The organism is Streptomyces sp. NPDC058632, from assembly GCF_042717095.1.
Classification (GTDB): Bacteria; Actinomycetota; Actinomycetes; order Streptomycetales; family Streptomycetaceae; genus Streptomyces.
This window is the reverse complement of the sequence record NZ_JBHXQZ010000001.1, coordinates 164,219-177,750: the sequence shown is the minus strand read 5'-3', so window position 1 is coordinate 177,750 and position 13,532 is coordinate 164,219. Positions and strand designations below refer to the sequence as shown.

9 protein-coding genes and 2 tRNA genes are annotated in these 13,532 nt (G+C 71.9%); 7 read left to right on the top strand and 4 right to left on the bottom strand.

Going from position 1 to position 13,532, the window contains the following annotated elements:
* Positions 1-16: 16 nt before the first annotated feature.
* The 5 genes from ACFWVE_RS00870 (at position 17) to ACFWVE_RS00850 (ending at position 7,310) form a co-directional block, all read left to right on the top strand.
* Positions 17-1,381 (top strand): deoxyguanosinetriphosphate triphosphohydrolase, encoded by a 1,365-nt coding sequence (locus tag ACFWVE_RS00870; RefSeq protein ID WP_384006852.1) that lies wholly within the window; start codon positions 17-19, stop codon positions 1,379-1,381.
* Between the two features lie 164 nt (positions 1,382-1,545).
* A complete protein-coding gene (locus ACFWVE_RS00865; RefSeq protein WP_384006850.1) occupies positions 1,546-2,811 on the top strand; it encodes an NAD(P)/FAD-dependent oxidoreductase in 1,266 nt (421 codons plus the stop codon).
* Between the two features lie 219 nt (positions 2,812-3,030).
* Positions 3,031-4,965 (top strand): DNA primase, encoded by a 1,935-nt coding sequence (dnaG, locus tag ACFWVE_RS00860; protein ID WP_384006848.1) that lies wholly within the window; start codon positions 3,031-3,033, stop codon positions 4,963-4,965.
* A 92-nt stretch (positions 4,966-5,057) separates the two neighbouring features.
* Positions 5,058-6,395 (top strand): RNA polymerase sigma factor, encoded by a 1,338-nt coding sequence (locus tag ACFWVE_RS00855; RefSeq protein ID WP_384006845.1) that lies wholly within the window; start codon positions 5,058-5,060, stop codon positions 6,393-6,395.
* 183 nt (positions 6,396-6,578) lie between these two features.
* A complete protein-coding gene (locus ACFWVE_RS00850; protein ID WP_384006842.1) occupies positions 6,579-7,310 on the top strand; it encodes a hypothetical protein in 732 nt (243 codons plus the stop codon).
* A 55-nt stretch (positions 7,311-7,365) separates the two neighbouring features.
* On the opposite strand, the gene ACFWVE_RS00845 is transcribed toward ACFWVE_RS00850, so the two are convergent.
* The 4 genes from ACFWVE_RS00845 to ACFWVE_RS00830 form a co-directional block, all read right to left on the bottom strand.
* On the bottom strand, positions 7,366-9,294 hold the full coding sequence (locus tag ACFWVE_RS00845) for an ABC transporter ATP-binding protein (RefSeq protein WP_384006839.1): 1,929 nt from the start codon (positions 9,292-9,294) through the stop codon (positions 7,366-7,368).
* On the bottom strand, positions 9,294-11,027 hold the full coding sequence (locus tag ACFWVE_RS00840) for an ABC transporter ATP-binding protein (RefSeq protein ID WP_384006835.1): 1,734 nt from the start codon (positions 11,025-11,027) through the stop codon (positions 9,294-9,296). The genes ACFWVE_RS00845 and ACFWVE_RS00840 overlap by 1 nt, the downstream gene beginning before the upstream one ends.
* 145 nt (positions 11,028-11,172) lie before the next feature.
* Positions 11,173-12,627 carry an FGGY-family carbohydrate kinase gene (locus tag ACFWVE_RS00835; RefSeq protein ID WP_384006833.1) on the bottom strand — a complete coding sequence of 485 codons (1,455 nt, stop codon included), beginning with the start codon at positions 12,625-12,627 and terminating at the stop codon, positions 11,173-11,175.
* Positions 12,628-12,712: 85 nt separating this feature from the next.
* Positions 12,713-13,018 (bottom strand): YtxH domain-containing protein, encoded by a 306-nt coding sequence (locus ACFWVE_RS00830; RefSeq protein WP_384006830.1) that lies wholly within the window; start codon positions 13,016-13,018, stop codon positions 12,713-12,715.
* 181 nt (positions 13,019-13,199) lie between these two features.
* Between ACFWVE_RS00830 and ACFWVE_RS00825 the strand changes: the two genes are divergently transcribed.
* Positions 13,200-13,272: transfer RNA gene (locus ACFWVE_RS00825), tRNA-Asn, on the top strand.
* A gap of 5 nt (positions 13,273-13,277) precedes the next feature.
* Positions 13,278-13,350 (top strand) — tRNA-Asn (locus ACFWVE_RS00820).
* The last annotated feature ends 182 nt before the right edge of the window (positions 13,351-13,532 follow it).

The window sequence follows — 13,532 nt, the reverse complement described above, 5'->3', positions numbered from 1 at the left end:
CCCGTAGTGTCGAGACATGGCAGGCACCAGCACCCCCGCCCCCACCGGCCCCCCGGCTCAGGCGCAGGCACACCCGCGGCAGAACCACACCCCGCCCCCCGGCTACGACCCGGCGTCGGCCGCCCGCTGGGACACCGAGCCCGACAAGCGTCCCGGGCGTACCGCCTTCCAGCGCGACCGCGCGCGCGTGCTGCACTCCTCGGCCCTGCGCCGCCTGGCCGGCAAGACGCAGGTCGTCACCCCCGGAGCGGCCAGCCCGGTCTGGGACGCCAGCCCTCGCACCCGCCTCACCCACTCCCTCGAATGCGCCCAGGTGGGCCGGGAACTCGGTGCCGCCCTCGGCTGCGACGCGGACCTCGTGGAGGCCGCCTGCCTCTCCCACGACCTGGGCCACCCGGCCTTCGGCCACAACGGCGAACAGGCGCTGAACCAGTTCGCCGAGGACTGCGGCGGCTTCGAGGGCAACGCCCAGTCGCTGCGCCTGCTCACCCGTATCGAACCCAAGCGGTTCGTCCCCGATCCGGGCGCCGACCCGGCCTCCGGCGACGTCGTCAGCGTCGGCCTCAACCTCACCCGCGCCACCCTCGACGCCGCCACCAAGTACCCCTGGGCGCGAGGCGCCCACCCCACCGACCCGGCCTCCCCGAAGTTCGGTGTCTACGAGGACGACCGCCCCGTCTTCGACTGGGTCCGCGAGGGCGCCCCCGACGGCCGTATCTGCTTCGAGGCCCAGGTCATGGACTGGGCCGACGACGTCGCCTACTCGGTGCACGACGTGGAGGACGGCCTGCACGCCGGCCACATCGACCCCAACTGCCTGCACGCCGAGCCCGAACGGCAGGAGATCTTCGCCGTCGCCGTCGGCCGTTACGCCGGCGCGGACACCGACCCGGCGGAACTCGCCGAGGCACTCGACCGCCTCCTCGCCCAGGAGTGGTGGCCGCACGGCTACGACGGCACGGCACTGGCCCAGGCCCGCCTGAAGGACGCCACCAGCCAGCTCATCGGCCGCTTCTGCCTCGCCGCCGAGGGCGCCACCCGGGAGAGATTCGGCAGTGGCCGTCTCACCCGCTACGCGGCCGAACTCGTCGTCCCCAGGGACACCCGTATGGAGTGCGCCGTCCTCAAGGCGGTCGCCGACCGGTACGTCATGCAGCGCGCCGAGCAGGAGCAGCTCCGCGCCGACCAGCAGATCGTCGTCCTCGAACTGGCCGAGGCGCTCACCGCCCGCGCCCCCGACGGCCTGGACCCGCAGTTCCGCACCCTGTTCGCGCAGGCTCCGGACGACCGGGCCCGCAAGCGGGTGATCGTGGACCAGATCGCGTCCCTCACCGACGCCTCGGCCCGCTCGCTCCACGCCCGCCTCACGGGGCAGGCATGAGGCAGGCACGAAGGAGCACGGGACCGAGGGGACCGGTGGGACACCGGAGACGGGTGCTCGCTCGAAGGTGACCCTGCGTGGCCTGATCGGGCCACTCCCTCTTCCCGCATCACCCTGTGTGCGGGACGCTCGCACATGGCGGCACCTTCACGAGGAGGCATCACGTGGTCGACGCGGATCAGACATTCGTCATCGTCGGAGGCGGCCTGGCGGGCGCGAAGGCGGCCGAGACGCTGCGGGCGGAGGGATTCACCGGCCGGGTCCTGCTGATCTGCGACGAACGGGACCGCCCGTACGAGCGGCCGCCGCTGTCCAAGGGCTTCCTGCTCGGCAAGGAGGAGCGCGACAGCGTCTTCGTGCACGAGCCCGCCTGGTACGCGCGCCACGACATCGAGCTGCACCTCGGCCAGACCGTCGACGCCGTCGACCGAGCCGCGAAGACCGTCCGCTTCGGCGAGGACGGCACCACCGTCCGCTACGACAAACTGCTGCTGGCCAACGGCTCCGAGCCCCGCCGCCTGGACATCCCGGGCACGGACCTCGTCGGCGTCCACCACCTGCGCCGCCTCGCGCACGCCGAGCGCCTCAAGGGCGTCCTGGCCTCCCTCGGCCGTGACAACGGCCACCTGGTGATCGCCGGCGCCGGCTGGATCGGCCTGGAGGTCGCCGCGGCGGCCCGCGGGTACGGCGCGGAGGTCACCGTCGTGCACCGCGGGCCCACCCCGCTGCACTCCGTCCTCGGCCCCGAGCTCGGCCAGCTCTTCGCCGACCTGCACAGCGAGCACGGCGTCCGCTTCCACTTCGGCGCCACCCTCACCGGGATCACCGGCCAGGACGGCGTCGTCCTCGCCGCCCGCACCGACGACGGCGAGGAGCACCCGGCGCACGCGGTCCTCGCGGCGATCGGCGCCGCCCCGCGCACCGGCCTCGCCCAGGCGGCGGGCCTGGACCTCGCCGACCCCGCGGACGGCGGCGGCATCCGGGTCGACGAGCGGCTGCGCACCTCCGACCCCGACATCCACGCCGCCGGTGACGTCGCCTCGTTCCCGCACGCCCTCTTCGGCACCCGGCTGCGCGTCGAGCACTGGGCCAACGCCCTCAACGGCGGCCCGGCCGCGGCCCGCGCGATGCTCGGCCGGGAGGTCACCTACGACCGGGTCCCGTACTTCTTCAGCGACCAGTACGACCTGGGCATGGAGTACTCCGGCTGGGCCCCGCCGGGCTCCTACGACCAGGTCGTGATCCGGGGCGACGCGGGCAAGCGGGAGTTCGTCGCCTTCTGGGTGAAGGAGGGCAGGGTGCTGGCCGGAATGAACGTCAATGTGTGGGACGTCACCGACCCGATCCAGCGGCTGATCACCTCCCGGACCCAGGTGGACACGGACTCCCTGGCGAACCCACGCGTCCCGCTGGAGAACCTGGTCCCCTGACGTACGGGGGCTCCCGTACAGCGGGCGGACGCCCGGCCCGCCGGGAGCCGGCCGTCGCCCGCTCGCCGACGGCGGCCGTCCGACGCCTCGTCCCTGACCGCCGGCCGCCGTCCCGCCCGCTGCCGGCGCCTCGCCTCCGGACAGCCGGCGGGGCCTCGTACCCCTGGCGGGGCGGGTGCCCCGGATCCGGCTGCCGGTGGACCGCCGTAGACTTCACGCGTGGCTGGACGGATCAACGACGAGGACGTGAAGGCGGTACGGGACGCGGTCCCGATCGACGCCGTGGTGTCCGAGTACCTTCAGCTCAAGGGCGCGGGCGGCGGCAACCTCAAGGGTCTGTGCCCGTTCCACGACGAGAAGTCGCCCTCCTTCCAGGTGAGTCCGAGCAAGGGGTTCTTCCACTGCTTCGGCTGCCAGGAGGGCGGCGACACCATCACGTTCGTGATGAAGATCGACCACCTCTCCTTCTCCGAGGCGGTCGAGCGCCTCGCCGCCCAGGCCGGCATCACCCTGCGCTACGAGGAGGGCGGGTACAACCCCGCCCACCAGCGCGGCGAACGCATCCGCCTGGTCGAGGCCCACCAGATCGCCGCCGAGTGGTACATGGAGCAGCTCGCGACCTCCGCCGAGGCGGACACCGGCCGCACCTTCCTCGCCGAGCGCGGCTTCGACCAGGGCGCCGCCCAGCACTTCTCCGTCGGCTACAGCCCCCAGGGCTGGGACCACCTCACCCGCTTCCTGCGCGGCAAGGGCTTCACCGACAAGGAGCTGATCCTCTCCGGCCTCTCCCAGGACGGCCGCCGCGGTCCCATCGACCGCTTCCGCGGCCGCCTGATGTGGCCCATCCGCGACATCGGCGGCGACGTCGTCGGCTTCGGCGCCCGCAAGCTGTACGAGTCGGACAACGGGCCGAAGTACCTCAACACCCCCGACACGGCGATCTACAAGAAGTCCCACGTCCTCTACGGCATCGACCTGGCGAAGAAGGACATCGCGAAGTCGTCCCGCGCGGTCGTCGTCGAGGGCTACACCGACGTCATGGCCTGCCACCTCGCCGGCGTCACCACCGCCATCGCGACCTGCGGCACCGCGTTCGGCACCGACCACATCAAGATCCTGCGCCGGCTGCTGATGGACAACGGTTCGGCCCGAGTGATCTTCACCTTCGACGGTGACGCGGCCGGCCAGAAGGCGGCCCTGCGCGCCTTCGAGGACGACCAGAAGTTCGCCGCCGAGACCTACATCGCCGTCGCGCCCGACGGCATGGACCCCTGCGACCTGCGCCTCGCCAAGGGCGACGACGCGGTCGCCGACCTCGCCGAACCGCGCACCCCGCTCTTCGAGTTCGCGCTGCGCCACATCGTGGGCCGCTACGACCTGGACACCCCCGCCGGCCGCGCCGCCGCCCTCGACGAGGCCGCCCCCGTCGTCGCCCGCATCAAGAACAGCGGCGCCCAGCACGAGGTCGCCGTCCAGCTCGCCGGCATGCTCGGCATCCTCGACACCCAGTTCGTGGTCAAACGGGTGGCGCAGGTCGCCCGCTGGGCCCGCGACCGCGGCGGCAAGGGCCCCGCCCCCGACCGGCAGCAGCGCGGCCAAGGCGGAGGCCCGCAGCAGTACGGCTCCGCCCCGGCCCCGGCTTCCCCGCGCGGCCCCGCGCTCAACCTGCGCAACCCCGTCTTCGCCACCGAACGCGAACTGCTCAAGCTCGCCCTCCAGCGCCCCGAGCTGGTCTCCCCGGCCTTCGACGCGTACGGCCTCGACGAGTTCACCGCCCCGGTGTACGCGGCGGTGCGCCAGGCCGTCCTGGACGCGGGCGGCGCCGAATCCGGCGTTCCCGACTCCCAGGACTATCTGGTCCGCGTCCGCGAGGCCGCCCCCGACGACACCGTCCGCGCCATGGTCACCGAACTCGCCGTAGAGGCGATCATGCTGCACCGGGGCGTCAAGGAGGTCGACGAGACGTACGCGGGCGCCCAGCTGGTCACCGTCCGCCGCCGTGCCGTCGAGCGGCGCATCCGCGAGATCACCGGCCGGCTGACCCGGGTCGCCTCCCAGGGCGACCCGGCCGAACTGGCCTCCGTGCAGAACGAGCTGTGGGTCCTCCAGCAGTACGACCAGGCCCTGCGCGCACACGGCGCGGCGGCGCTGTAGGCAGCCCGTGACCGCCGGGTCACCGCGCGGAAGCAAAAAGTCCTCGCACGCCCCTCGTGGGGACGATGTGCCGTACCCCACACTGGGGTGCGGTGCCTGAGTCCTCGGAGCGCGGCCGACCCGTCCCCGACGGGTCGCGGACCCCCCTGGCCCCGCTCGTCGCGTACGGGACGGACAGCGGCGAGGCCGCCGACTCCGTCCCCGAAGTACCGCTGCCGCCCCCCTCGGCAGCGATCATCCTGGAGGTCGCCCCGGTGCAGACCCAGATCCAGACCCCCGCCCAGTCCGCCGCGCGTACGGCCGGTGCGCGGCCCGACGCGGACGTCCTGGTGGCGGTGCCCGCGCAGAACCGGGCCGCACACCACCCCGAGACGGAGAGCGAACCCCCGCCCCCGGCCCCCGATCCGGGGAACCCGGCGGACCCCGTGGACCTCGTGGACCTCGCGGACCCCGTGGACGCGGTGGACGCGGTGGACGCGGTGGAGGTGGCCCCGCCGCCGGTGCGTGCCGATCCCGGCAGCCCCTCCCCGGACCTGTTCCGCCAGTACCTGCGGGAGATCGGCCGCATCCCGCTGCTCACCGCGGCCGAGGAGGTCGAACTCGCCTGCCGTGTCGAGGCCGGACTGTTCGCCGAGGAGAAGCTGCGGCTCGCCTCCGACCTGGACAGCAGACTCGCCCTCGACCTGGACCGGCTCGTCGTCATGGGCCGGATGGCCAAGCGGCGGCTGATCGAGGCCAACCTGCGGCTCGTCGTCTCCGTCGCCAAGCGGTACGTGGGCCGCGGCCTGACCATGCTGGACCTGGTACAGGAGGGCAACCTCGGCCTGATCCGGGCCGTGGAGAAGTTCGACTACGCGCGCGGCTACAAGTTCTCCACCTACGCCACCTGGTGGATCCGCCAGGCCATGTCCCGCGCGCTCGCCGACCAGGCCCGCACCATCCGCGTCCCCGTGCACGTCGTCGAACTCATCAACCGCGTCGTCCGCGTCCAGCGCCGCATGCTCCAGGAACGCGGCTGTGAACCGACCGCGGACGAGGTCGCCGCCCACCTCGGCCTGGCCCCCGAGCGGATCGGCGAGGTGCTGCGGCTCGCCCAGGAACCCGTCTCCCTGCACGCCCCGGTGGGCGAGGAGGACGACGTGGCCCTCGGCGACCTCATCGAGGACGGCGACGCCGCGAGCCCCGTCGAGTCGGCCGCGTTCCTGCTGCTGAGGGAGCACCTGGAGGTGGTCCTGTCGACGCTGGGGGAGCGCGAGCGCAAGGTCGTCCAGCTCCGCTACGGCCTGGTCGACGGCCGGCCCCGCACCCTGGAGGAGATAGGCCGCATCTTCGGCGTCACCCGCGAACGCATACGCCAGATCGAGTCCAAGACCCTCAACAAACTCCGCGACCACGCCTTCGCCGACCAGCTGCGGGGCTACCTGGACTGAGGCCGTGGCCATGGTGGTTCCCGTGGGCCCGTGGGCCCGTGGCCCGGGCCACGGGAACCACGGACCACAGGCGTAGCGGGAATACGTATTTCCACTGACGCCGAACCCGCCGCGTTCTGTCACCGTCTTTCCTCATGTGACCTTGGTGCCGATGCGCCGGGGACAGATCTCCGAGGAGTGAGAATGCGCGTGGACGGACTGCGGCGGGTTCCGGCGGTCGTGGCGATGCTGGCGACTGCGGCACTGCTGACCGGTTGCGGAGGCGGCGACGAGGGGTCCGCGGACGACGGCGGGACCGGCGGAGCGGCCGAGGGCTCGGCGAAGGGGACACAGGAGAAGGCGGGCGGCCCGCTGGACGCGGCCGCTCTGGAGAGCGCGGCGGTCGCGGAAGCGGACCTGCCCGACTACACCTTCACCGTCTTCAAGCAGGGCACCGTCCTCGGCAGCAAGGGCGAACCGGCCGACCCGGCGGTCTGCCAGCCCATGGAGGACATCCGGCTGCGCTCCCCCGAACCGGAGCCGGCCGCCGCGGCGGCCCGCTCCGTCCACCCGAAGACGGACACGAAGGCCACCACGATCGAGCTGTACGCCTACGACAAGGCCGCCGACGCCGGGGAACTCCTCACCCGCGTCCGCGAGGCGACGAAATCCTGTACCGGATACAAGGACGACCTGGGCCTGCAGCCGACCGTCACCGCCCTCCCCGACCCCGACCCCGGTCCGGGCGACGAGGCGGTCGCCTTCAAGCGGGAGTCGTCGGGCACGGCCTTCTGGTACCGGGTGGTGCGCAGCGGCTCCAACGTCGCCGTCTTCGGCTGGCAGGGCCTGGCCGCGCACAAGAGCGCGGGCGTCGTGCCGGACGAGGTGATCACCGTCCAGCTGAAGAAGCTGACGGAGACGGCCGGGACGGGCTGAGCCCGGCGGCGGTCACGACGCCGTGACGCCGTACCGCCGACCGGGCACAAGCCCCTCAGTCCACCTCGGCCACCGCCTGCGCGAACTGCGCCCGGTACAGCCGGGCGTAGGCTCCGCCGGCCGCCAGCAGCTTCTCGTGGGGGCCCTGTTCGACGATCGAGCCGTTCTCCATGACGAGGATCGTGTCCGCGTCCCGGATCGTGGAGAGCCGGTGTGCGATGACGAACGACGTGCGCCCGTGGGCCAGTTCGGCCATCCCCTTCTGGATCAGCACCTCGGTCCGGGTGTCCACGGAACTCGTCGCCTCGTCCAGCACCAGGATCACCGGGTCGGACAGGAACGCCCGCGCGATGGTGACGAGCTGCTTCTCACCGGCGCTGACCCCGCTGCCCTCGTCGTCGATCACCGTCTCGTACCCGTCCGGCAGCGTGCGGATGAACCGGTCGGCGTGGGCCGCCCGCGCCGCCTTCTCGATCTCCTCGTGGGTGACCTTCCGCGAGGCGCCGTACGCGATGTTCTCCGCGATGGTGCCGCCGAACAGCCAGGTGTCCTGGAGCACCATGCCGACCCCGGCCCGCAGCTCGTCCCGGGACATGCGCGCGATGTCGACGCCGTCGAGCGTGATGCGCCCGCCGGACACCTCGTAGAACCGCATCAGCAGGTTCACCAGTGTCGTCTTGCCCGCGCCGGTCGGGCCGACGATCGCGACCGTCCGCCCCGGCTCCACCGTGAGCGACAGGTCCTCGATCAGCGGCCTGGCCGGGTCGTACCGGAACGACACGTGCTCCAGCGCCACCCGCCCGCGCAGCTCGGCCGGCTTCTCGGCCGGCGAGAGGTCGGCCGACTGCTCCTCGGCGTCGAGCAGTTCGAAGACCCGCTCCGCCGACGCGACACCCGACTGCACCAGGTTCGCCATCGAGGCGACCTGCGTCAGCGGCATCGAGAACTGCCGCGAGTACTGGATGAACGCCTGCACGTCGCCGATGGACAGCGCGCCCGACGCGACCCGCAGCCCGCCGACGACCGCCACCAGCACGTAGTTGAGGTTCGACACGAAGAGCATCAGCGGCTGCATGATGCCGCTGTTGAACTGCGCCTCGAAACCCGCCTCGTACAGCGCCTCGTTCTCCTCGGCGAACCGCTTCGCCGACTCCTCCTGGCGCCCGAACACCTTCACCAGGGTGTGCCCGGTGTACATCTCCTCGATGTGCGCGTTGAGCCGGCCCGTCGTACGCCACTGCTGCACGAAGTGCGGCTGCGACCGCTTGCCCACGCGGGTGGCGACCACGAACGACAGCGGCACGGTCACCAGCGCGACCAGCGCCAGGATCCACGACACGTAGAACATCATCGCCAGCACCCCGATGATGGTCAGCAGCGAGTTGATCAGCTGGCCCATCGTCTGCTGGAGCGTCTGCCCGAGGTTGTCGATGTCGTTGGTCGCCCGGCTCAGCACCTCACCGCGCTGCCGCTTGTCGAAGTACGACAGCGGCAGCCGCGACAGCTTCGTCTGCACGTCCTCGCGCATCCGGTACATGGTGCGGTTCACGGCCCCGTTGACCAGCCGCGTCGCGACCGCCATCAGCAGGCCGGCGACCACGAACACCGCCAGCGCGAACAGCAGCACGTTGCCCACGGCCGTGAAGTCGATGCCCTCGCCCGGCGTGAAGTCGGTGCTGCGGAGCATGTCCGCGACACCGCCCTCGCCGCGCTCCCGCATCGACTCCAGCACCTGCTCCTTGGTGGCCCCGGCCGGCATGTCCCGTCCGACGATGCCCGCGAAGACGAGGTCGGTCGCCCGGCCGAGGATCTTCGGCCCGATCACGCTGAGCCCCACGCTCAGCACCACGCAGACCAGCAGCCCGTAGATGGTCAGGCGTTCCGGCCCGAACCGCGCGACGAGCCGTTTGCCCGACTCCTTGAAACGCAGCGACTGGTGGTCGGGGCCCGTCCCGGCTCCGGCCCGCGCCATGGCCCCGGCCATCAGGCGGCCTCCGCTTCCGTCAGCTGGGAGAGCACGATCTCCCGGTAGGTCTCGTTGTCCGCCATCAGGTCGTGATGCCGGCCGGTGCCGGCGACCCGGCCCTCGTCCAGGACCACGATCCGGTCGGCGTCCCGGATGGTCGCCACCCGCTGGGCGACGATCACCACCGTCGCCTCGGCGGTCTCCTCCGCCAGCGCCGCCCGCAGCGCCGCGTCGGTCGCGTAGTCGAGCGCGGAGAAGGAGTCGTCGAACAGATAGATCTCGGGACGCTGCACCAGCGTCCGCGCGATCGCGAGCCGCTGGCGCTGGCCGCCGGAGACGTTCGTCCCGCCCTGCGCGATCGGCGCGTCGAGCCCGCCCTCCAGCCGCTCCACGAACTCCCTGGCCTGCGCCACCTCCAGCGCGTGCCACAACTCGGCGTCCGTGGCGTCCGGATGGCCGTACCGCAGATTCGTCGCCACCGTCCCCGCGAACAGGTACGGCTTCTGCGGCACCATCCCGACCGTCCTCGCGAGCAGCGCCGGATCGAGGTCCGCGACGGGTACGCCGTCCACCAGGACCTCGCCGTCGGTCGCGTCGAACAGCCGGGGAACCAGCCCGAGCAGCGTCGACTTGCCGCTGCCGGTCGAGCCGATGACGGCGGTCACCTCGCCCGGCCGGGCCACCAGGTCCACCGACTTCAGCACCGGCTCCTCGGCACCCGGGAAGCGGAAGCCGCCGCCCCGGATCTCCAGATGGCCGTGCCGGGGCAGTTCGGTGACGGGCGAGGCGGGCGGCACGACGCTGGAGGAGGTGTCGAGCACCTCCTCGACGCGCTCGGCACACACCTCGGCCCGCGGCACCATCATGAACATGAAGGTGGCCATCATCACGGCCATGACGATCTGCATCAGATAGGCGAGGAACGCGGTCAGGTCACCGATCTGCATGCCCCCGCTGTCGATCCGGTGCGCACCGAACCACACCACCGCGATCGACGACAGGTTCACCACCGTCATCACCACGGGGAACATCAGCGCCAGCAGATTGCCGGTGCCGAGCGACACCTCGGTCAGCTCGGCGTTGGCCTTCCCGAACCGCCGCTGCTCGTACGCGTCCCGGACGAACGCCCGGATCACCCGGTTGCCGGTGATCTGCTCGCGCAGCACCCGGTTCACCGTGTCGAGCCGCACCTGCATGGCCCGGAACAGCGGACGCAGCCGCCACACGATCAGTGTCACCGAGACACCCAGCACCGGCACCACCGCGACCAGCACCCCGGACAGCGGAACATCCAGACCGAGCGCCATCACGATGCCGCCCAGACACATGATCGGCGCCGACACCATCAGCGTGAACGTCATCAGGGCCAGCATCTGGATCTGCTGGACGTCGTTCGTCGTACGGGTGATCAGCGAGGGCGCGCCGAAGTGGCCGACCTCACGCGCGGAGAACGACTGCACCCGGTCGAAGACGGCCCCCCGCAGGTCCCGCCCGAGCGCCGCCGCGGTCCGGGCGCCGTAGTACACGGCGAACACGTTGCACACGACCTGCGCCAGCGAGATGCCGATCATCAGGGCGCCGTAGGACAGGATGTAGCCGGTGTCCCCCTTGACGACACCGTCGTCGATGATGCCGGCGTTGAGGGTGGGCAGGTAGAGCGTGGCGCAGGTCTGCAGGAACTGCAGCAGCACCAGAAGGACGATGGGTCTCTTGTACGGCCGCAGATGAGTCCGCAACAGTCGTATCAGCACGCTGAATCTTTCGGGTGGTCGGCGGGAGCCAGTAGGTGCCCCTGGCCCCTATCGTCGGACACTCCACCCGCGTTACCCCAACCGATTAAATCCGGCTCCGCGCGCCGCCGGTGACACCCCCGCAGCCCGTCCGCCCACATCCGGATCACATCCGGAACGCCCCCGGGTGGGTCTGCTCGCGCACCGACACGAACTGCTGGCGCACCGCCTGCCCCACCGCCAGGTCGTCGCCCGGCTCCAGCACCTGCGCCGCCGCGCCCTGCCACACCGGCGGTGTCCGCGGGTCGAGGGTGCCCCGGGACACCCCGAGCGCCCACGCCGCCTGCCGGGCCGCGCCGATCGCCGCGTAGTCCGCGGGCTGCACCACCACCACCTGCGCCCCGAACAGCGAGGGCGCCGCCGCCTGCACGGCGGGCAGCTCCGCGGCCTGCCCCAGCAGGAACACCCGCCGGACCTCCACGCCCCGCCCCCGCATCACGTCCAGCGCGTCCGCGAGCCCGCACAGCATGCCCTCGAACGCGGCCCGCGCCAGGTGCTCCGGCTTCATCGACTCGCGCCGCAGCCCCGACAGGGTCCCGGCGGTGTGCGGCAGGTTCGGCGTCCGCTCACCCTCCAGGTAGGGGAGCAGCACCAGCCCGTGCGAGCCCGGCGTCGACTTCATCGCCAGATCGGACAGGCTCTCCAGATCGGGCAGCCCGAGCAGTTCCGCGGCCCCGCGCAGGGTCCGTACCGCGTTCAGCGTGGTGACGACGGGCAGATGCATCCCGGTGGCGTCCGCCAGCGCGGTGATCATGCCGTTCGGGTCGTAGAGCGCCTCGGGGTGGACGGCCATGACCGAGCCCGACGCGCCCAGCGACACCACCGCGTCACCCAGACCGATCCCGAGCCCGAACGCCGCCGCCATCGTCTCCCCGGTGCCCGCCGAGATCAGCAGCCCCTCCGGGGTGGCCCCGGCCGCCTCGGAGGGACCGATCACCTCCGGCAGCATGGTCTGGTGCCCGAGCGCCAGCTCCACCAGATCGGCCCGGTAGTTCCCGGTCGCCGCCGCCCAGTAACCGGTGCCGGACGCGCCGCCCCGGTCGGTGGTCCGGCGCACCGGACGGCCCAGGAGCTGCCACACCAGCCAGTCGTGCGCCTGCAGCAGCACGGCGGTGCGCGCCGCGTTCCCGGGCTCCGTACGGGCCAGCCAGCGCAGCTTCGTCACCGGGTGCGAGGCCTGCGGCACGCTGCCCACCGCCTGCGCCCACGCCTCACGGCCGCCGAGCGCGTCGATCAGATCGGCCGCGGCGACCTGGGTCCGCTTGTCGGCACCGACCATGGCGGGCCGCACGGTGTTGCCCTGGGAGTCCAGCGGCACCAGCGCGTTCGCCTGCGCGGACACCCCGATGGCCTGGACGCCCTCGAGCAGCCCGCCGCCCGCCGCCTCGCCCAGCGAGTACAGCCAGTTCTGCGGATCGACGTCGGACGGCCGGCCCGTGCCCTGGGGATTGTCCACCGGATGCGGCGCATACCCCTGTTTGAGCACGGTCCCGCTGTCCGCGTCACAGACGACGATACGAGTGAAATCGGGCGCACTGTCCAACCCGGCGACTATCCCCATGGCCAAAATTCTGCCGTACCCGGCGACGTCGCGACGCCGGGCCGGTCCACCGCGGGCTCCCCGCCGGGTCCCACCGGTGCCCCGGTCAGGTGTTGCTCGTGCCCCAGTCGTCCTCGCCGGCACCCTGCGCGGTGCGCTCGCGCAGGGCGCGCACCCGCTGGGAGACCGAGTCGGGCATGCGGTCGCCCATCTTGTCACTCACCACGTGGTACGCCCGGCCCGCGATGTCCCGGCCCTGCTGGGCCGCGGTCTCCGCGGTGTTGCGCACGGCGGGGTTCCGCGCGAACTGCTGCGCCGACTTCTTCAACTGCTCGTAGCGCTCGCGTCCGGCCCTCGTGCCCAGCACGTAACCCAGGACGACTCCAGTGACGAACGTGAGCCGGTAACGCATGCGGCCACCCTTCCCTTGCGTAGGACTGTGTGCGGTTGTGCACAGGTCTTCGGTGCGGCGACGGCGCCGGGGAGTACCGATTGGCGAAGCACCCCCCTGCTTGCGCTAATGTATGTGTCGCAGCGAGCGCGCGCCCCCTGGCGAATACCCAGGTAGGTGCGTTCGATGCAGACGAGTGCATTCCTCCGTAGCTCAATTGGCAGAGCAGCCGGCTGTTAACCGGCAGGTTACTGGTTCGAGTCCAGTCGGGGGAGCTCGGTCCTCCGTAGCTCAATTGGCAGAGCAGCCGGCTGTTAACCGGCAGGTTACTGGTTCGAGTCCAGTCGGGGGAGCATGCTGAACGAGGACCCCGTGGGGGTCCTTTTTCATGCCCGGTTCGCGTCCTGGTCCACCGCCCGGAGCAGCCGTGCGGGCCCCGGGGCAGTCTTCGGGGTCGCGAGGGGGTCCGTGCCTAGTCGATCATCGAGGCAGGAGATCGTATGAGCGGCTATGCTGCGGCAGACGGCACGCACAC

What these genes read in the sequence shown, in the direction of transcription:
- ACFWVE_RS00870 (WP_384006852.1), top strand. Translation starts at nt 17, where the DNA reads ATGGCAGGCACCAGCACCCCCGCCCCCACCGGCCCCCCGGCTCAGGCG.
- ACFWVE_RS00850 (WP_384006842.1), top strand. Translation starts at nt 6,579, where the DNA reads ATGCGCGTGGACGGACTGCGGCGGGTTCCGGCGGTCGTGGCGATGCTG.
- ACFWVE_RS00845 (WP_384006839.1), bottom strand. Translation starts at nt 9,294, where the DNA reads ATGGCCGGGGCCATGGCGCGGGCCGGAGCCGGGACGGGCCCCGACCAC.
- ACFWVE_RS00835 (WP_384006833.1), bottom strand. Translation starts at nt 12,627, where the DNA reads ATGGGGATAGTCGCCGGGTTGGACAGTGCGCCCGATTTCACTCGTATC.
- ACFWVE_RS00830 (WP_384006830.1), bottom strand. Translation starts at nt 13,018, where the DNA reads ATGCGTTACCGGCTCACGTTCGTCACTGGAGTCGTCCTGGGTTACGTG.